This is a genomic window from Olsenella uli, from assembly GCF_016899935.1.
In the GTDB taxonomy this organism is placed as follows: domain Bacteria; phylum Actinomycetota; class Coriobacteriia; order Coriobacteriales; family Atopobiaceae; genus Thermophilibacter; species Thermophilibacter uli_B.
Map to the genome: position 1 here is coordinate 356696 of NZ_JACJJK010000001.1, position 18614 is coordinate 375309.

Consider the following 18614-nt stretch of genomic DNA (forward strand, 5'->3'; position numbering starts at 1 on the left):
CTACTCCCCCGCCTGACGGGCGCGGTCGCGCGCGAGAATCTCGCGCAGGAACTGGCCCGTGTAGCTCTCCGGGACCTCCGCGACCTTCTCGGGCGTGCCGTAGGCGACCACCATGCCGCCGCCGTCGCCGCCCTCGGGGCCCATGTCGAGCACGCGGTCGGCCATCTTGATGACGTCGAGGTTGTGCTCGATCACCAGCACCGTGTTGCCGGCGTCAACGAGCTTCTCGAGCACCTCCACGAGCTGTCGCACGTCCTCGAAGTGCAGGCCCGTGGTGGGCTCGTCCAGGATGTAGAAGGTCCTGCCGGTCTGCTGGCGGTGCAGCTCCTTGGCGAGCTTGACGCGCTGGGCCTCGCCGCCGGAGAGCGTGGTGGCGGGCTGGCCGAGGTGGATGTAGCCCAGGCCCACGTCATAGAGGGTCTGGAGCTTGTTCTTGATGCGCGGGATGTTGGCGAAGAAGGCCAACGCCTCATGGACGGTCATGTCCAGCACGTCCGAGATGGACTTGCCATGGTAGAGGACCTCGAGCGTCTCGCGGTTGTAGCGTTTGCCGTGGCAGACCTCGCAGGGCACGTAGACGTCCGGCAGGAAGTTCATCTCGATCTTGATCTGACCATCGCCCTTGCAGGCCTCGCAGCGGCCGCCGGGCACGTTGAACGAGAAGCGCCCCGGGCTGTAGCCGCGCGCGCGGCTCTCCGGCAGCGACGCGAAGAGCGCGCGCAGGTCGTCCCAGAGCCCGATGTAGGTGGCCGGGTTGGAGCGCGGCGTGCGCCCGATCGGCGACTGGTCGATGTCGATGACCTTGTCGATCTTCTCCACGCCCTCGAGCTTCTTGTAGGGGCCCACGGGACGCTTGGAGCGGTGCACCGCGTTGGTAAGCGCGGGCGCGAGCGTGTCGGTGACGAGCGAGCTCTTGCCCGAGCCCGAGACGCCCGTGACCACCGTGAGCGTGCCCAGCTCCACCTTGGCGGTCACGTTCTTGAGGTTGTTGGCCGAGGCGCCGACGATCTTGATGGCGCCCTTGCGCGGGTTGCGGCGCTTCTCCGGAAGACGGATCTGGCGGGCGCCGGTGAGGTAGGCGCCCGTGATGGAGTCCGGGCAGGCGGCGATCTGATCCGGCGTACCGGCGGCGACCACGCGCCCGCCCAGCTCACCGGCGCCGGGGCCCATGTCGATCACGTAGTCTGCGGCGCGGATCGTGTCCTCGTCGTGCTCGACCACGATCACGGTGTTGCCCTGGTCGCGCAAGCGCTTCAAGGTCTCGATCAGGCGGTTGTTGTCGCGCTGGTGCAGGCCGATCGAGGGCTCGTCGAGGATGTAGAGCACGCCCATGAGGCCGGCGCCGATCTGGGTGGCCAGGCGGATGCGCTGGGCCTCGCCGCCGGAGAGCGTGGCCGCGGCGCGGCTGAGCGTGAGGTAGTCCAGGCCCACGTTCACGAGGAAGCGCAGACGCGCGACGATCTCCTTCACCACGGCGCCCGCGATGAAGCGCTGACGGTCGGTGAGCTCGAGCGCCTCGAAGAAGGCGAGCGCGTCGCGGCAGGAGAGCTCGCAGACCTCCCAGATGTTCTTCTCGCCCACCGTGACGGCGAGGATCTCCGGCTTGAGGCGGGCCCCGTGACAGGTGGAGCAGGGCACCTCGCGGATGTACTTCTCCAGGTGCGTGCGCATGGTCTCCGAGGTGGTCTCCTGGTACTTGTCAAAGAGGATCGTGCGCACGCCGGAGAACGAGGTGAACCAGTGCGTGTTGCGGCCGTCGCGCGTGAGGTAGTCCACGCGGACCTTAGTCGTGCCCAGGCCGTCGAGAAGGGCGGACTGGACCTTCTTGGGGAGGTCCTTCCAGGGCGTCTCCTCCGAGACGCCGAGGTGGCGGCAGACGGCGGCGAGCACCTGCGGGTAGTAGTTGGAGTGGCCGAAGAGGCTGCCGAAGACGCCGCCCGCGACGGAGAGCGTGGGGTCCTCGATCAGGGCCTCGGCGTCCACGACCTTGCGAAAGCCCAGGCCGTCGCAGTCCGGGCAGGCGCCGTAGGGGGCGTTGAACGAGAAATCGCGCGGCTGGAGGTCGTCCATCGAGTGGCCGTGCTCGGGGCAGGCCAGGGCGAGCGAGTAGCTGAGGAGCTCGCCGGGCAGGCGCTCGGGGTCGTCGCGGTCGGGCAGGAGGTAGAAGCCCACGCGGCCGGCGGCGAGCTTGGTCGCCTGCTCCACGGCCTCGGCGATGCGGCCGAGCGAGCCCTCGCGCACCACGATGCGGTCGACGACCACCTCCACGTTGTGGCGGTTCTTCTTCTCCAGGCGGATCTCCTCGTCGCCGAGCTCGCGCACCTCGCCGTCGATGCGGACGCGGCTGAAGCCCTCGCGGCGCAGGTCCTCGAAGAGCTTGGTGTACTCGCCCTTGCGGTCGAGGACCACCGGGGCCAGCACCAGGGCGCGGCGGCCCTGCGCGCGCTCGAGGACCTTGTCGGCCACCTGGTCGGTGGTCTGGCGCTCGATCACGCGCCCGCACTCGGGGCAGTGCGGCGTGCCCACACGGGCGAAGAGCAGGCGCAGGTAGTCGTAGATCTCCGTCACGGTGCCCACGGTGGAGCGGGGGTTGCGGCTCGTGGTCTTCTGGTCGATCGAGACCGCCGGCGAGAGGCCGTCGATGGAGTCCAGGTCCGGCTTGTCCATCTGCCCCAGGAACTGGCGCGCGTAGCTGGAGAGCGACTCAACGTAGCGGCGCTGGCCCTCGGCGTAGATCGTGTCGAAGGCGAGGCTGGACTTGCCGGAGCCGGAGAGGCCGGTGATGACGACGAGCTTGTCGCGCGGTATGTCAACGTCGACGTCGGCGAGGTTGTGCTCGCGCGCGCCGCGGATGACGATCGAATCGTGGGCCATGGGACCCTCCTCGGATGTGCCGGCCGGACCAACCTTGTAATTGTAGCCCGTGGGGGCTGGGGGCATTCCTCCGGGAGGTGCGCTTCGCGGAACCTCCCTACGGAATGCCCCCAGCCCATCACCTCCAACAACTAGGTACCGAGCAGCACCGAAGTGGCGCGCCGGGCGCCGCGAGCCGGGCGTCCCCGTCGTCGCCGCTCGCTGCGAAAGATTGGTTGCCGTAGGCGTCCCGGTGTTCCGCAGGGAAGTTCCGCGCAGCGCACTTCCCGGAGGAACACCGGGGCGCCCCGAGAAACCTACCGTTCCGCAGCGACGTAGCGGTGCACGCCCGCGGCGTCGGGCTCGCGGCGGACGGCGCCCGTCGCCACGAGGTGATCGAGGTGCGCCACGCTCTCGGAGGCGAGAAACCACCTCGTGAGCGCCGGCGTGGCGGCCCAGTCCTGCGGGTGCAGGCGCCAGCCCATCTCGCCCACCAGCTCGCGGCCCGCCCGCCCCGGCTCGCGCCGGATCGCCTCCAGCGCGCGGGCGCTGCGGCGCTCGTGGTGGTCGGCGTTCTTCTCGCACCGCACGGCGAGCGGGCCGCCCTGCAGGCCGTGGCCCAGGAAGGCGTGCTCGACGCCGCACGCGGCGAGCCGCCGCAGCGTGGCGACCTGCTCCCCGATGGGGTCCTCGCCCTCGTCCCAGAAGCCGATGCACGTGGAGCACAGGAAGAGCACCGCGTCGCCGAGAAACGCCGTGCGGGTGCGCGGCTCCCAGAGCGCGCACTGCCCCGGCGTGTGCCCGGGGGTCGGCACGACCTCGAGCTCCCAGCGCCCGCAGCGCAGCGCCGCGCCGGCCGCCACCGTCTCGAACGCGATCTTCTCGGCCTCGAAGTTGCGCGCGTGATCCCAGATGACGTCGGCGAGCTCGGCGGACTCGACGGCGGGAAAGCCCTCCGCGCACAGGCGCCGCACCATCGTCTCGCGCCAGGCCGGCACGGCGAAGCGGCGCATGTCGGCGAGCACGCCCTCCGGGACCACCACGCGGGCGCCCGCGGCGGCGAGCTCGCGCGCGAGCCCGGTGTGGTCGATGTGGGCGTGCGTGAAGAAGACCTTGACGTCCTCGGCGTCCACGCCCAGGCCCAGGAGCGCCCGCATGAGGCGCGTGTCGTTGAAGTCGTCCGGCGTCCCGGAGTCCACGACGAGCGTCTCGTCGCCGTCGCGGACCACGAAGGCGTTCACCGACGGCAGGAAGGTGTCGTGCATGAGCAGCTCGACGCGCCAGACCTCGGGCTCCTCGAGCACCCGGTGGCAGGTGAAGCCGTCCCCGTCGAGCGTGAAGCAGTTCTCGCCGCAGCCCTGCCCCCAGTCCGCGTCGCGTACGTCGCCTGTCATGTGCGGCCTCCCTCCGAGCGACACCGTTCTTCTCGCCAGTATGCCCCATCCGGGGGACCTTGGTTAGAATTGACACGAGCAAACACGGGCCACGACGAGAGGAACGGCATGGACCAGAACGAGCAGGACAAGCTTCGCCAGGAGGTCGACGAGGTGCTGCACGGCCAGAAGCAGCCCCAGGAGCCGGCCGGCTTCCAGCAGAACGACTACTCCAACATCCGCCACGTCATCGGAGTGATGTCGGGCAAGGGCGGCGTGGGCAAGTCGCTCGTCTGCGGCATCCTGGCCGTGGAGCTCGCGCGGCGCGGCGCTCGCGTGGGCATCCTCGACGCCGACATCACCGGTCCCTCGATCCCGCGCATGATGGGTCTCGCAGACGCGCGCGCCCGCGGCGTGGACGACCTCATCGTCCCCGTGCTCACGAAGGGCGGCATCAAGGTCATGAGCGCCAACCTCGTACTGGAGCACGAGAGCGATCCGGTGCTCTGGCGCGGTCCCGTCGTGGCCGGCGCGATCAAGCAGTTCTGGGAGGACTGCGCCTGGGGCGAGCTGGACTACCTGCTCGTGGACATGCCCCCGGGGACGGGCGACGTGGCGCTCACCGTGTTCCAGTCGCTGCCCGTGGACGGCGTGGTCATCGTGAGCTCGCCGCAGGACCTGGTGCAGATGGTCGTCGGCAAGGCCGTGAACATGGCCAACATGATGAACGTGCCGGTGCTCGGCCTCGTGGAGAACATGGCCTACGTGGAGTGCCCGCACTGCGGCGAGAGGATCTACCCCTACGGCCCGAGCCGCCTCGCGGAGACCGCCCAGGCCTTCGACGTGGACGCGCTGGGGCAGCTGCCGATGGACGCCGCGCTCGCCGAGGCCTGCGACACGGGCACCTTCGAGGGCAAGCTCCCCGAGGGCCTCTTGCCGGACGCCGTGGAGGCCGTCGTGCGCACCGCCGAGTTCATGGACGCGCTGCACGGCCAGGACAAGTAACGTGGCGCGCGGGCCGAGAAGAACCTCGAGGTCGCGGGCGCGCGAGGAGGCGCTGGCCGCTGCGGGGGCCGTGCGCGTCCCCGCGCGCTGCGACGTCTGCGTGGTCGGCGGCGGGGCGGCCGGCCTCGCGGCGGCGATCGCGGCCGCAGGGGCGGGCGCGTCCGTCGTGGTGCTCGAGCACGCACCCGAGTGCGGGCGCACGATCCTCGCCACGGGCAACGGCCGCTGCAATTTCTCCAACGCGCGGCTCGCGTGGGAGCGCTACAACGACCCGGCGTTCGTCGAGGCCGTCTGCGGGCCGCGCTTTGACGAGGACGTGCTGGGGTTCTTCGGGGAATGCGGCCTCGCCTGGGCCGAGGAGGAGGGCGGGCGCCTCTATCCCCTCTCGCGCCAGGCGGCCTCGGTGCGCGCGGTGCTGCTCGGGCGCGCCCGGAGGGCCGGAGCCGTGCTGGCGGCCGCGCGCGAGGTCGTCGGCCTGGCAGGCGAGGGGGACGGCTGGCGCGTCTCGTATGCGGGCGTGAGCTCGGGCGCGCTGACCGCACGCTCCCTGGTGCTCGCGGTTGGCGGCGGCGAGGAGCTCACCCGCTCGCTGGGCCTTGCGTGCGCGCCCTACGAGCCGGTGCTCTGCCCGCTCGCGTGCGAGAGTCCCGACGGTGTGTCGCTCGCTGAGTTGGACGGCCGGCGCGCGCACGTGGTCGCGCGGCTCCTGTGCGACGGCGCCGAGGTGGCCCGCGAGGAGGGCGAGGTGCTCTTCCGCGGCTACGGGCTCTCGGGGATCGCGGTCTTCGACCTCTCGCGCGTCGCGCGCGCGGGCGACGTGATCGCGCTCGACCTGACGGACGGGCTCGACGGGGACCGGGCGCGGCGGCTCGCCGAGAGGGCGGGCGGGCTCGCCGGGCTTCTCGACCCCGTGATCGCCGAGGCGCTGGGGGGCTCGCTCGAGCTTGCCCGTGACCTGCGCCTCGTCGTGCGCGGCCCGGCCGAGCAGGAGCGCGCGCAGGTGACGCGCGGCGGGCTGGTCACGAGCCAGTTCGACCCGGCGACGCTCATGGCGCGCGCGGCGCCCGGGCTCTTCGCCTGCGGCGAGGCGCTCGACGTGGACGGCGCCTGCGGGGGCTTCAACCTCGCCTGGGCATGGAAGAGCGGCCTCGTGGCAGGCGCCGCGGCGGGCGCTGCGGCAACGGGCTGAGTCCCCGGGCGCGCTCGCCGAGGCGGAGCATCTGCGGAAAATGCCGCCATTTTTACGGACAGTTTTCCGCAGATGCTCCGTCTCGAGAAACTGGCAGGGTGCGCGGCACGGTAAGCTGACGGGAGAGCAACGGGAGGACGGATGATCGAGGTCTCAGGCATACGCGTGCCGCTCAGGGCGCTGGACGGCACCGACGAGCGCGAGCTGGCGGCGTGTCGGCGCGCGCTGGCGCGCAAGCTGCACGTGGACGAGAGGGACCTCGTGAACGTGGAGCGCCGCCGCCGCTCGATCGACGCCCGCAGGCGCGGCAACGTCCAGCTCACCTTCACGCTGCGCGCGGAGCTCGCGGGGGGCACGCGGCTTCCGGCCGACAAGAGCGTCCGCATCGTGGACGAGACGCCGTTCGCCTTCCCCGCCCCCGTGACGCGGCGCCCCGCAGGGCGTCCCGTCGTCGTGGGCGCCGGCTGCGCGGGGCTCTTCTGCGCGCTCTCTCTCGCGCGCGCCGGCCTCGAGCCGCTGCTCGTCGAGCGCGGCGACGACGCCGCGCGGCGCGCGGAGGCCGTATGCCGGCATAACGAGACCGGCGAGCTCGACTGCGAGAGCAACATCCAGTTCGGCGTCGGCGGCGCGGGGACCTTCTCGGACGGCAAGCTCCAGACCGGCACCAAGAGCCCCGCGCACCGCCTCATCCTCGAGACCTTCGCGGCGGCCGGGGCTCAGCCCCAGATTCTCTGGGACGCCAAGCCCCACATAGGAAGCGACGTGCTCCCCCGCGTGGTCACCGACATCGTCCGCCAGATCGAGGAGGCGGGCGGCGAGGTCCGCACCCGCTGCCGCATGAGCGACCTCGACGTCGCGGGCGGACGCGTGCGCGGCATCACGCTCGTGACCACAGGCGAGGAGGGAACGGAGCGGGAGGAGCGCGTGGACGCGAGCTGCGTGGTCCTCGCCTGCGGCCATTCCGCGCGCGACGTCTTCGAGCTCCTGCGCGAGCGCGGCGTCACCATGGAGCGCAAGACCTTTGCCATGGGGGTGCGCATCGAGCATCTCCAGGCGGACGTCAACCGGGCGCTCTACGGGCCCGCCGCCGGCCATCCCGCGCTCGGCGCGGCCCCCTACAGCCTCTCCTGCCACCTTCCCTCCGGGCGCAGTGCGTTCTCGTTCTGCATGTGCCCCGGCGGTTACGTGGTCTCTGCCGCGAGCGAGCCGGGCGGCGTCTGCACCAACGGCATGAGCCTCTCCGACCGCGCCGGCACGAACGCAAACTCGGGCCTGCTCGCCAACGTCTTCCCCGGGGACCTGCCCGGCGACGACGTGCTCGCCGGAGTGGAGCTCCAGCGCGCCTGCGAGCGGGCGGCCTTTGCGGCAGGGGGTGGCGCGTACGTGGCGCCCGCGCAGCTCGTCGGCGACTTCCTCCAGGGCGCGCCCAGCTCGTCCGGCGGTCGCGTGGCCCCCACCTACCCGCGCGGAGTCGCCTGGGGCGACGTCGCTCCCTGCCTGCCTCCGTACGTGGCCGAGACGCTGCGAGAGGCGATCCCCGCCCTCGGGCGCAAACTGCGCGGCTTTGACGCGCCCGACGCCGTGCTCACCGGCGTGGAGACCCGCTCGAGCTCGCCCGTGCGCGTAACGCGCGGGGACGACGGCCAGAGCCTCTCCGTGCGCGGCCTCTGGCCCGTCGGCGAGGGCGCCGGCTACGCGGGCGGCATCATGAGCGCCGCCACCGACGGCATCCTCGCCGCCGAGAAGATCGTGGCGAGCCTCTAGTCCTTCGACGTCCCCGTGGGGAGAAGGGCCGTGAGGTCCGGGAGCTCGAACTCGGGCAGCTGCGGGAGCTCGACGTCCGGCATGACGGCTTGAACGAGCAGCACCAAGGCGCGCGTGATCGCACCGCGCTCCTCGGGCGCAAGGCCACCGAGCTCGCGCAGCATCGCGGGAACGGAGGTCTGCCAGCTTCCCTCCAGCTCCCCAAAGGTATCCGCCCCGGCGGCGCCGATGACCGAGAAGAGCGCGTCGACAAAGGCCGCCCGCTCCTCCCGAGTCATGCGCGCGATCCACTCGTTGAGCGTCCTGTCAACGAGGCGCGCGCCGTGCCCGATGGCCTCCTCGGACACGAAACCCGTGCCCTCGACGACCCACGAGAAAGGGTCGTGCTGCATGAGGCCGCTCGTGGATGACGCCACGACGGCATAGTCCTCCTGGCGCTCGAAGAGCATCCCGATCACGGACGAGTGGGGGACGGTCTTGGAGACGAGGTGCGCACGCCGCAGCCAGCTGGCATCCGCCAACGCCTCCTTGGTGAAGCCGGGCCCGTCATGCGAGAAGGCCCTCGTGATGCGTGCCGCCACCGCCTCCGGGCAGCACACGGCGGCGTACACCGCAAGGTTGCCTCCCTTGGAGTGACCTCCCAGATAGAGCGGCCCCTCCACCAGGGACGCCACGCTCTCGAGATAGGCGAGCGCGGCACGCTGGGAGGGCACGCCCGTCTCGAACGCCATGTTGAAGTCCTCCTTCCAGCCCACGACCGTGTTGTCCGTGCCGCGGAAGGAGACGTAGGTGCCGCCTGCGGGCAAACGCAGGGTGCAGGCCGAGAACTGCTTCTCGGCGGACTCGTCGAAGTCGTCGACGTAGCCGCAGACGCGGACGTCACGGAAGCGCGGGCTCGCCGCGACGGACGCGAGTAGCCGCACGAGCCCGTTGGGATCCCAGAGCCCCCTCGTCATGTCGTCGAAGCACTCGGCCCGAAAGAGCTCGCGCACCGGCAGTCCCTCCGGGCCGCGCACCTCCTCGCCCGGCCAGCGATAGTAGGAGAGGCAGGCCAGCACGAGGCTGTCCACCTCGCCCAGAGGGCGCTCGTCAAAGGTCTCGAACTCGCGTGCGAGGTACCCGAAGAGGCTCTTCTCGCTCCGTCCCATGCCAGGTTCCATGGTGCCCCTACTTCTTCCGCGGGCGGTAGCGGCGGCGGGTGGCGTGGGCGCTGCCCTTGCGGGCACCGGCCTTGAGGCGCTCGATCACCTCGTCGGCGCTGCCGCCCTCCACGCGCGTGCGGATCTCCACGATCTGGTCGCGGATGCGCGCGGCGGCCTCGAAGTCCATCGCCTCGGACGCGGCGGCCATCTCCTCCTCGAGCGCGTCGAGCACGTCGGCGAGCTCCTCCTTGGAGAGGCTCGCGAGCTCCGCGGCCACAGAGCGCGCCGTCTGCTCGCTCTCCTCGTGCGCCGAGAGGCTCTCGAAGGCCCCGTGGCTGCCCGTTCCGTGACGGTCGCGCGTCTTGCCCTCGAGCGTGGCCTCGGCCTCGGAGATGAACGAGGAGACGTCCGTGATCGACTTCTTGACCGTGCGCGGCACGATGCCGTGCTCCTCGTTGAAGGCTTCCTGCAGGGCACGCCGGCGGTTGGTCTCCCCTATCGCGGCGCGCATGGAGTCCGTGATCGTGTCCGCGTACATGATGACCTCGCCCTGGGCGTTTCTCGCCGCGCGGCCCATGGTCTGGATCAGCGAGCGCCGGTTGCGCAGGAACCCCTCCTTGTCCGCGTCCAGGATCGCCACGAGTGAGACCTCGGGGATGTCCAGGCCCTCGCGCAGGAGGTTGATGCCCACGAGCACGTCAATCTTTCCCACGCGCAGGTCGCGGATGATGTCCACGCGGTCCAGCGTGGCGGTGTCCGAGTGCATGTAGTTCACGCGAACGCCCTCGTCGAGCAGGTGGTCCGTGAGGTCCTCCGCCATGCGCTTGGTGAGCGTGGTCACGAGGACGCGCTCCTTCTTCGCCACGCGCTCCTTGATCTCGCCGATGAGGTCGTCGATCTGGCCGTTCACCGGACGCACGTCCACCTTGGGGTCGAGCAGGCCCGTGGGACGGATGATCTGCTCAACCTGCTGCTGGGAGACCGACTCCTCGTAGTCTCCGGGCGTGGCCGAGACGTAGATGAACTGCGGCACGCGCGCCTCGAACTCGTCAAAGCGCAGCGGCCGGTTGTCGAGCGCGGAGGGCAGGCGGAAGCCGTGGTCGACGAGCGTGACCTTGCGAGAGCGGTCCCCCTCGTACATGCCGCGGATCTGCGGGACCGTGACGTGGGACTCGTCGATGATGCAGACCATGTCCTTGGGGAAGTAGTCGATGAGTGTGTAGGGCGGCTCGCCCGCCTTGCGCCCGTCGAGGTGGCGCGAGTAGTTCTCGATGCCATTGCAGTAGCCCATCGTCTCGAGCATCTCGAGGTCGTAGCTCGTGCGCTGGGCGAGGCGTTGGGCCTCGAGCAGCATGTCGTTGGCCTTGAGCTCGGCCACGCGCTGCTCGAGCTCCTCGTTGATCGTCTCGAGCGCGTGCGTGACCTTGGGGCGCTCGGTCACGTAGTGCGAGGCGGGCCAGATGGGGATCGCGTCATACTCGCGCACCAGCTCGCCCGTGACGCCGTCCACCTCGGCGATGAGCTCCACCTCGTCGCCGAAAAAGGAGATGCGCAGCGGGTTCTCCGCGTAGGGCGGATAAACGTCCACGGTGTCCCCGCGCACGCGGAACGTGCCTCGGGAGAGGTCGTAGTCGTTGCGGTCGTACTGAATGTCTATGAGCGCTCGGATGAGGTCGTCGCGCTCGAGCGGCTCGTCCTTGCTCACGTTGGGCGCGAGCCCCGCGTAGTCCTGCGGGCTGCCGATGCCGTAGATGCAGCTCACCGACGCCACAACGATGACGTCCCGGCGCGAGAGCAGGCTCGAGGTGGCCTGGTGACGGAGCTTCTCAACCTCCTCGTTGATCGAGGCGTCCTTCTCGATGTAGGTGTCCGTCTGGGGAACGTAGGCCTCGGGCTGGTAGTAGTCGTAGTAGGAGACGAAGTAGACCACCGCGTTGTTGGGAAAGAGCTCGCGCATCTCGCTCGCCACCTGCGCGGCGAGCGTCTTGTTGGGCTCCATGATCAGCGTGGGACGGTTGAGCTTCTCGATGGTCTTGGCCATCGTGTAGGTCTTGCCCGAGCCCGTGACGCCCATGAGCGTCTGGTAGCGCAGGCCCCGCTCCACACCGTCCGCCAGCTTCTCTATGGCCTGGGGCTGGTCGCCAGCCGGCTCGTAGGGCGAGACGACCGTCAGCGGCTCGCCCGCGCCCTCGCGCCCAAACCGCACCAGCTCGCCGCCCACGCGCTCCGGCACGCCCGTCTGCATCGCCTCCGCCACCACGGCCCCCTCTCGTCGTTTCCAGCAGTGTACCCCATTTCTCGCAATACAAACACGTGTTCTTATTCTTTCTGATTTGTGTCCGCCCTTCATGTAGAATCGGGTCAGTCACGCGAACGGAGGGCTTCATGGGAAGGCCGAGAAGAACGTCGCGCCCGGACCGGACGGGCGTCGCCCTGGTCGCCGTGGGCGCGCTCATCGCGGCCGCCGGCTTCCTGCTGCTCATCTCGCTCGACGACGCCGGCAGCCTCGACCAGCGCGCCGGCGCGCGCGTGCTCGTCGTGGGCGCCTTCGCGGCCCTCTACGGCCTCTATCGCCTGTGCTCGGACGGGACGCGGGGCAAGAAGGACACGTCCGCGCCCGGCGCCGCCGGGACCGCCTCGGGCGCGCCCGTGCTCGAGGGCATGCTCGCCCACAGCGACGACGTCGTGGCCACGCTGCGCGACATCGTCGCCCACGGCGGGGACGGCTTCGGGGAGCTGCCGGAGCTGCTGCGCCGCACGGGCCTCATGGACTGGCCGGATTCTCCCGTCGCACGCGCCCACCGTCTCCACCGCAGCGGCCGCTGGTGGCTCCTCGAGCCCTCAGGCGCGGACGAGACGGCGCACGAGCGCGTCGTGGCGCTCGAGGTGGCGCTCAACCTGAGCGAGGACCTCGCGGGTCGGCCCGGCCTGCCCGGGGCCGCCCTCGAGGAGCGCACCCGCGCCGTCCTCGCCGGCGCCCATCTCCTGCGCCCCCGTGCGCACGATGCGAACGACCCCGCCGGCGAGCTCCTGGACTTCCTGACCGAGGGGACGGACGCGCGCGGCGAGTGGGCCTGCCGGGCGCGCTTCTCGGACGCGTTCGAGAACCTGCCGCTGCCGGTGCGCATGGGACTCGCCTTCAACGCGAACGTCGCGTGCGGCCTCCTCTGCGCGCGCCTGACCGTGCCGGGACCCGCGTGCCTCTCGGCCGTAAGTGCGGACGAGGCATCCCGTGTTCGGATTCTCACGGGCTACGCCGCGCGCGTCGCGCTCGCGGTGGCCCGGGCGGCCTTCACCTCCTCCCCCGCGCTCACGCGCGTCGTGGTGAGCTGCGGCCATGGTGACGACGAGACGCTCGTCTCGCTCGACCTTGACGCTGGGGCCCTCGAGCGGCTTGACCGCCTCATGGGCACGGACGTCGAGGTCCTGCCCGCCGACCCGGCCCTGCGGGCGCGCACGGGGACGGAGGGGGCGCCCGAACCCCTGGAGCCCCACCTCGCCCCCGACGACGAGCGGCTCTTTCCCCCGGAGCGCTACCAGGAGGTGGAGCTCGACGTCGCGCCCGCCGGGAGGCGGCTCCTCGAGGCCTGCGGGGCGCGCCGCGCCGCCGACCTCGGCATCATGGAGAAGGCCGGGCGCGCCCGCGCCTGGCGGGAGCTGGCCCCGCAGCTCGGCGACACGACGCAGGGAGCCGTCATGCTTCTCGTGGAGCTCCGTGACCGGACGACCGACGTCACGGTCGCCGAGGCGTGCGGACGCGTGAGCAAGGCGCTCGTCGACGGCAGGGTCGACGTCTCCGCAACCGACGAGCTCGGACGGCTCTTCGTCGACGGGAGCGAGCTGGCCACGGTGACGGAACGGGCACGCGCCGCGCTCGCTCAGGAGTGCTCGCCCGCGCGGCTCGAGGAGCTTCTCGCCGAGCTCGAGGCGGCGCTCTCCCCCGTCACGGGCATGGGCATCTACCTTGACGACACCGCGTCGGTGTATCGCTACTTCAACTCGTTTCCCGAGCGCGTCCGCTACAACCTCACGTTCCGGGACGACGGGCGCGCCGTGCGGCTCGTCCCCGACGAGTACTACGCGGCGCACTCGCTCGCGGCCCGCGCCCTCAACCTGCTCGGACGGCCCGAGGAGGCGATGCCGCACGCCGAGGAGCTCATGCGCGTGGCGCCCGTCACCCCCGACGCGGCGCTCATGAAGGTGAGGGTCCTGGAGGACCAGTCGCGCATCTTCGAGGCGGCCGACCTCCTCAGGGAGACGATCGGCTTCGCCTCGACGCCCCGGGACCTGGCCATCTGCTTCTATCGGCTCGCCTTCATGGAGTGGAAGCTCGGGCGCGGCGACCTCACGGTTGCCTGCTACCAGCGGGCCATCAGCCTGCACCCGGAGGTGGCCGAGCTGGCGCAGGAGGAGCTGGACGACCTTCTCTCGGCAAACGGCGACTTGAAGAGGCTTCCCGACGACGACGTCACGGCCGCGCTCACCCGGGGCGGACTGCCCGTAGGAGGGGTGGCCGAGATGCGCCGGCAGACGCGCGACGCCCTCGTCGCCACCACCGACGCCGGCATATTCCCCGTCGCCTACGCGCTCGCGGGAAACCTCTGCGAGCTCGTCCGCGACGACGCCCTGCTTGACGTCCGTCGCTCGCTCATGCGCCCGTGATCCCGTTGGGATAGCTCCGCCGGTACCCCTCGTAGGCCTCGCGCACGCGCTCCACGTAGGCGCGCGTCTCCGCGTACTCGATGTCCTCGGGAATCGAGCGCCCCTCGGCGATCCACCCCCGGACGGTGCCGATGCCGGCGTTGTAGGCGGCGATCGCCTCGTCGATGCTCGAGAGGTGCTCCTGCAGGTAGGCAAGGGTCGCACAGCCGTACTCGATGTTGACCTCCGGGTCCGCGAGGCGCGCAGGGTCCCACCGGTCGGGGTCCACGACGCCCTGCGCCACCATGGTCTCCGCCGCCACCGGCATGAGCTGCATGAGGCCGACCGCGCCCGCCGGGGACACCGCGTCCTCGTCCCATCCGGATTCGCACTGGATGACCGCGCAGACGAGCAGCGGGTCCACGCCGTGGCGCTCGCTCGCCTCCTCGATCGCCTCCGCGTGGTGCACTGGATAGACGAGGTAGCGGCCGAGGCTCGTCGGCGTCGCGGCCACCACGGCCACGACGGCCAGCGTGACGGCGAGAAGGACGACGGGCACCACGCGATACCAGCGTGCGAGGCGCTCGTGCCGGCCCCTCCTGCGGGGCGTGGGGCGCGCCCTCCGGCGCGGCGTCGGCCTACGCCCAGCCATGGCCGTCCCACCAGGCGCGGACCCGCTCGAGCAGGTCCTTCTCGCCCGCCGTGTTGTCGATCACGGTCGTGGCGTGGGAGCGCAGGTACTCCTCGGAGGGCTGGCGCGCCACGCGCCGGTCAAAGTCCTCGGGGTCCATGCCCCGCCTCTGCGCCCGCGTGCGGCGGACCTCGAGCGGGCATGTCACCGCGACCACCTCGTCGGCGAGGTCGAGCATGGGCTTCACGCGGTCGAGCAGCGGGACCTCGACCACGCAGCACACCGGCTCGCGCTGGCCGCAGATGCCCGAGGTGAGCATGCGGGCGAGCATCGCGCGGATGTGGGGCAGCTCGATCAGCTCGAGCAGCTCGGCGGACTCCGCGTCCGCGAAGGCGCGGCGGGCGAGAAGGGCGCGGTCGAGCTCGCCGGTCTCCGGGTCCACGAGGTCGTCGCCGAAGGCGTCGCACACCTCCGCCAGGCACTCGGTCCCCGGCGCGAGCACGGCGCGCGAGACCTCGTCGAGGTCGATGCGCCACGCGCCGAGCCGCTCGAGCTCACGCGCGACCGTCGACTTCCCCGACGCCGTCCCCCCAGCGAGAAACACCGTGTACAACCCAGACCTCCCTCTCGGACCGTGGACCCATCATCGCACATGCGCGGCAGGGCGGAACGTCTAGAATTTTCCGCCCTTGTCCCCACTCTTTCTGCGAATCGCCGCCCTTGTCGCAATGGTCTCTAGAAAACGCCCCCTTTGTCCGAGCGCGTTCTAAGAAAATCCCCTCTTGCCAAAGGTCACTCTAGTAATCGCCGCCCTTGTCCGGTTGAAGCGGCCAAAGTCCAGACAAGGACGGCGTTTTTTAGAACGCCTCATGACAAGGGCGGCATTCTCTAGATCGACGCCGGACAAGGGTGGAAATTCCTAGAATCCCCGCGGCAAGGGCGGCGATTCGTGGAGCAGGGAGGCGCATCGGCGCGCGGCGCTAGCAGGCGGAGACGCGGCCGCCCTCGACGCGCCAGAGGGTGGGACCGTCGAAGAAGCGCAGCTCGCGCGCGTCATGGGTGGCCCAGAGGACGGTCTTCCCCGCAAGGAGCGGCCCCACGAAGGCCATGACGGCGTCCACGGTCTTCTCGTCCATGCCCTTGAGCGGCTCGTCGAAGAGGAGGGTGTTGGCGTCGGCCAGCACGCAGCGCAGGATCGCCACGCGCCGGCGCTGGCCGCCCGAGAGCTCGCGCACGGGCCGCGCGTCAACGGGCAGCCCGCAGGCCGCGAGCGCCTCCCGCTCGTACGCGAGGAAGCGCGCGAGCGCCTCGCCGGAAAGTCGCGCCCTTGGCAGGCGGATGTTCGCCGTGGCCGTGAGGTTCTCGCAGAGGCGGTCCTCCTGGAACGTCATGGAGAGACGCACGCCCGCGCCGCGAACGACCTCGCCCGCGTCCGGCCGCTCCAGTCCCGCGAGCAGCCTCAGAAGTGTGGTCTTGCCTGCGCCGGAGGGGCCCATGAGCACGTGCGCGCGCCCCGGCTCGAAGCGCGCGGTCACGCCCCTGAGGACGCGCAGCTCGCCATAGCTCTTCTCGACGGCGCGGAGCTCGAGCGTAAGATCGCCGCCTGCGGACCCCCCGCTCACGGTCGCGCCTCCCATCGAGCCATGAGACGTCCCATGCCGCGCGTGACGAGCGCCTCCAGCACCACGGACGCCACGACGATCGCTACGGTCCAGGCAAAGAGGTCGGGCGTGTCCAGGTAGACCTTGGCGTCGTAGAGGTGCTCGCCGATCGTGAAGTCCGGCAGGCCGATGACCTCGGCCGCGATGCCCGCCTTCCAGGAGAGCCCCAGCGCGAGCGTCACGGCGGCGCGGAAGTACGGCAGAACCTGCGAGGCATAGACCAGCCGGACGCGGTCCCAGCCGCGCACGCGGAAGACGTCGCACATCTCCAGCAGGCGCGGGTCGGTCTGACGGATGCCCTCGAGCACGTTGGTGTAGACGACGGGCAGCGCCATGACCAGGGCGATCACGACCGAGAGATAGCGCGAGGACACCCACAGCAGCACGAGGATCACGAACGACGCCACCGGCACCGCCTTCATCGCGCCCATGAGCGGGGCGAGCAGCTCGCGAACGACCGGGACGCGGCTCGCGAGCGCCGCGAGCGCGGTGCCGGCCGCGACCGCTGCCACGTACCCGGCGCCGATCCGTCCGAGCGAGACGCCCACCGATGCCCAGAACTCCCCCGTCCCCGCCAGCTCCGCGAGGCGTGCCAGCACCTCGAGCGGCCCCACGAGGATGATCCGCGCGTCGATCGCGCGCGCCGCGACCTCCCACGCCGCGAGCCAGAAGGCTACGCAGACGAGGCGGACGGCCCACGTCCGGAGCCGCCCGCCCTTCTCGTCTCCCCTGTCGCTGGCGCCGGACAAGCCTAGGCGCCGTAGTAGAAGTCGTCGCCGGGCAGCGAGCCGCCCACGGCCTCGGCGTTCTGGTCGGCGAGGACCGCCAGGTAGCCGGAGAGCTGCTCCTTCATATCAGCGCCGGTGACGCAGACGATGTTGCACTCGGGGATGGCCTTCTCGGCCACGGCCGCCGGCACGATGTCGTAGTCGCCCACGAGCTGCGCGGCACCCTCGACGTCGCTGTTCACGTAGTCGACGGACTCGGCGTAGTGGCCGAGGAAGGCGTCGACGGCGGCGGGGTTCTCGTCGGCGAACTCGGAGCGCACGATGGCCACGCCGGTGATCATGGAGCTCTTCTCGTCGCCGGTCTGGACCTTGTCCCACTCCTCGGTGAGGTCGAGCGCCACGCGGATCTTGTCGTTTTGGACCTGAGCGGTGGTCACGAAGGGCTGCGGGAGCATCGCCACGGCCTCGCCCGAGGCGGACGCGAGCGCGGCCACGCACTCGGCGTGCTCGCTCTTCCACTCGATCTGCACGTCCTCGCCCACGGTGAGCCCGTTCTTCTCGAGCACGTACTGGAGGCCGTACTCGGGCGTGGAGCCCTTGCCGGAGGCGTAGATCGTCTTGCCCTTGAGGTCTGCCACGCTCTGGATGGCGTCGCCCAGCTCGCAGATGTAGAGGACGCCGAGGGTGTTGATCGCGATCACGCGCACGCCGGCGTCGTTCTTGTTGTAGAGGACGGACGCGAGGTTGGCGGGCACGGCCGCGATGTCAACCTCGCCCTTGGCGATGAGCGGGGTCACCTCGTCCGGCGAGGCCACGATCTGGAACTCGTAGTCGTTGTCCGTGAGCTCGCCGGCGTCGGCCTCGCTCATGAACTTGACGAGGCCCATGGCGGTCGGACCCTTGAGGGCAGAGGTGCGCACGGCCACCGGGTCGGCGGCGGGCTCCTCCTCGGTCGCGGTCTGGTCCTGGTCCTCGGAGGCCGTACCGTCGCAGGCGACGAGCGCGAGCGAGGCCGCACCGGCCCCGGCGATCCTGAGGAACGTCCTTCTGTCAACTCTCATGGTGAGCCTCCCTGTCGTCGATATGCCATTAGCACGATAGCACTCGGGGGCTCGCCGCGCCCGCTGGCCGGGCGCCGACCGCCGAGCGGCCTACGAGCGCACCTCGAACTTGGTCTTGCAGCGCGGGCACGTCACGCGGAGCTTGCCCTTGCCGCGCGGCACACGTACCCTCTGCTTGCACGAGCTGCACCGGACGTGCTTGTACGCGCGCAGCTCGCCCCACGCCGCGCGCGGGTTTTGCAGCCAGGGGCGCGCGGGGCCGAGCGCCTTGAGGAACGCCGCGTTCTCGCGGGAGCGGGCCGCGAGGTTTCTCGACTGGATGCGGAACATCGCGTACGCGACGAGCGCGAGGGCCACCCAGCCGAGCCAGCCCGTGCGCGCGAACACGTTCACGAGCACGATCACGACAGCGAGGTCAACCGAGAAGACCGCCAGGTCGTCCGGCCCCTGCCGTCCCCTCAGCCACTCCGCCACCTTGCGCTGCCAGTCCCCTGCTGCCATGTTCCGTTCCCTTCGCGACGTCCAACGAGTCTCTCATACCCCATTTTCGTCGCGCGTACACGTCC

Annotated in this window: 14 protein-coding genes; 4 read left to right on the forward strand and 10 right to left on the reverse strand. The window is 70.8% G+C overall.

The genetic code is table 11. The features are described from left to right. Both uvrA and H6A07_RS01635 read right to left on the reverse strand, forming a co-directional pair. The gene (gene uvrA, locus H6A07_RS01630; protein ID WP_204812665.1) at window positions 1-2874 is read right to left on the reverse strand and encodes an excinuclease ABC subunit UvrA; all 2874 of its coding nucleotides are present in this window, start codon (window positions 2872-2874) and stop codon (window positions 1-3) included. Window positions 2875-3170: 296 nt separating this feature from the next. Then, window positions 3171-4247 carry an MBL fold metallo-hydrolase gene (locus H6A07_RS01635; protein WP_204812675.1) on the reverse strand — a complete coding sequence of 359 codons (1077 nt, stop codon included), beginning with the start codon at window positions 4245-4247 and terminating at the stop codon, window positions 3171-3173. Between the two features lie 108 nt (window positions 4248-4355). Between H6A07_RS01635 and H6A07_RS01640 the strand changes: the two genes are divergently transcribed. The 3 genes from H6A07_RS01640 (at window position 4356) to H6A07_RS01650 (ending at window position 8184) form a co-directional block, all read left to right on the forward strand. Next, window positions 4356-5231 (forward strand): Mrp/NBP35 family ATP-binding protein, encoded by an 876-nt coding sequence (locus tag H6A07_RS01640; RefSeq protein WP_204812677.1) that lies wholly within the window; start codon window positions 4356-4358, stop codon window positions 5229-5231. 1 nt (window position 5232) lies between these two features. Continuing rightward, window positions 5233-6420 carry an NAD(P)/FAD-dependent oxidoreductase gene (locus tag H6A07_RS01645; RefSeq protein ID WP_342636530.1) on the forward strand — a complete coding sequence of 396 codons (1188 nt, stop codon included), beginning with the start codon at window positions 5233-5235 and terminating at the stop codon, window positions 6418-6420. A 141-nt stretch (window positions 6421-6561) separates the two neighbouring features. After that, complete coding sequence (locus H6A07_RS01650; protein ID WP_204812679.1) at window positions 6562-8184, forward strand: NAD(P)/FAD-dependent oxidoreductase; 1623 nt, start codon at window positions 6562-6564, stop codon at window positions 8182-8184. On the opposite strand, the gene H6A07_RS01655 is transcribed toward H6A07_RS01650, so the two are convergent. Together H6A07_RS01655 and uvrB are read right to left on the reverse strand one after the other, a co-directional pair. Continuing rightward, window positions 8181-9332, reverse strand: coding sequence for a DUF2974 domain-containing protein (locus H6A07_RS01655; protein ID WP_204812681.1), 1152 nt, complete (start codon window positions 9330-9332; stop codon window positions 8181-8183). The two genes, H6A07_RS01650 and H6A07_RS01655, sit on opposite strands and share 4 nt — an antisense overlap. Window positions 9333-9351: 19 nt before the next feature. Continuing rightward, the gene (gene uvrB, locus H6A07_RS01660; protein WP_204812793.1) at window positions 9352-11571 is read right to left on the reverse strand and encodes an excinuclease ABC subunit UvrB; all 2220 of its coding nucleotides are present in this window, start codon (window positions 11569-11571) and stop codon (window positions 9352-9354) included. A 140-nt stretch (window positions 11572-11711) separates the two neighbouring features. Between uvrB and H6A07_RS01665 the strand changes: the two genes are divergently transcribed. Then, on the forward strand, window positions 11712-13988 hold the full coding sequence (locus H6A07_RS01665) for a tetratricopeptide repeat protein (protein ID WP_204812684.1): 2277 nt from the start codon (window positions 11712-11714) through the stop codon (window positions 13986-13988). On the opposite strand, the gene H6A07_RS01670 is transcribed toward H6A07_RS01665, so the two are convergent. The 6 genes from H6A07_RS01670 to H6A07_RS01695 all read right to left on the reverse strand — a co-directional run bounded on the left by H6A07_RS01670 (window position 13975) and on the right by H6A07_RS01695 (window position 18549). Next, window positions 13975-14619, reverse strand: coding sequence for a lytic transglycosylase domain-containing protein (locus H6A07_RS01670; RefSeq protein WP_204812686.1), 645 nt, complete (start codon window positions 14617-14619; stop codon window positions 13975-13977). The genes H6A07_RS01665 and H6A07_RS01670 overlap by 14 nt on opposite strands. After that, a complete protein-coding gene (gene coaE, locus H6A07_RS01675; protein WP_342636534.1) occupies window positions 14606-15202 on the reverse strand; it encodes a dephospho-CoA kinase in 597 nt (198 codons plus the stop codon). The genes H6A07_RS01670 and coaE overlap by 14 nt, the downstream gene beginning before the upstream one ends. A gap of 376 nt (window positions 15203-15578) precedes the next feature. Further along, entirely contained in the window at window positions 15579-16220 is a 642-nt protein-coding gene (locus H6A07_RS01680; RefSeq protein ID WP_342636531.1) for an ATP-binding cassette domain-containing protein, read from the reverse strand. Next, window positions 16217-17008, reverse strand: a complete 792-nt coding sequence (locus H6A07_RS01685; protein WP_204812693.1) for an ABC transporter permease — start codon at window positions 17006-17008, stop codon at window positions 16217-16219. Before H6A07_RS01685 ends, H6A07_RS01680 begins: the two co-directional genes overlap by 4 nt. Before the next feature lie 2 nt (window positions 17009-17010). Beyond that, the gene (locus H6A07_RS01690; RefSeq protein ID WP_204812694.1) at window positions 17011-18048 is read right to left on the reverse strand and encodes an ABC transporter substrate-binding protein; all 1038 of its coding nucleotides are present in this window, start codon (window positions 18046-18048) and stop codon (window positions 17011-17013) included. 90 nt (window positions 18049-18138) lie between these two features. Continuing rightward, window positions 18139-18549 (reverse strand): hypothetical protein, encoded by a 411-nt coding sequence (locus tag H6A07_RS01695; RefSeq protein WP_204812695.1) that lies wholly within the window; start codon window positions 18547-18549, stop codon window positions 18139-18141. Between the last annotated feature and the right edge of the window lie 65 nt (window positions 18550-18614).

Coding starts and splice junctions, on each gene's coding strand:
- H6A07_RS01635 (WP_204812675.1), bottom strand. CDS start 4,247: ATGACAGGCGACGTACGCGACGCGGACTGGGGGCAGGGCTGCGGCGAG.
- uvrA (WP_204812665.1), bottom strand. CDS start 2,874: ATGGCCCACGATTCGATCGTCATCCGCGGCGCGCGCGAGCACAACCTC.
- uvrB (WP_204812793.1), bottom strand. CDS start 11,571: ATGCAGACGGGCGTGCCGGAGCGCGTGGGCGGCGAGCTGGTGCGGTTT.
- H6A07_RS01665 (WP_204812684.1), top strand. CDS start 11,712: ATGGGAAGGCCGAGAAGAACGTCGCGCCCGGACCGGACGGGCGTCGCC.
- H6A07_RS01690 (WP_204812694.1), bottom strand. CDS start 18,048: ATGAGAGTTGACAGAAGGACGTTCCTCAGGATCGCCGGGGCCGGTGCG.
- H6A07_RS01670 (WP_204812686.1), bottom strand. CDS start 14,619: ATGGCTGGGCGTAGGCCGACGCCGCGCCGGAGGGCGCGCCCCACGCCC.
- H6A07_RS01640 (WP_204812677.1), top strand. CDS start 4,356: ATGGACCAGAACGAGCAGGACAAGCTTCGCCAGGAGGTCGACGAGGTG.
- H6A07_RS01655 (WP_204812681.1), bottom strand. CDS start 9,332: ATGGGACGGAGCGAGAAGAGCCTCTTCGGGTACCTCGCACGCGAGTTC.
- H6A07_RS01650 (WP_204812679.1), top strand. CDS start 6,562: ATGATCGAGGTCTCAGGCATACGCGTGCCGCTCAGGGCGCTGGACGGC.
- H6A07_RS01695 (WP_204812695.1), bottom strand. CDS start 18,549: ATGGCAGCAGGGGACTGGCAGCGCAAGGTGGCGGAGTGGCTGAGGGGA.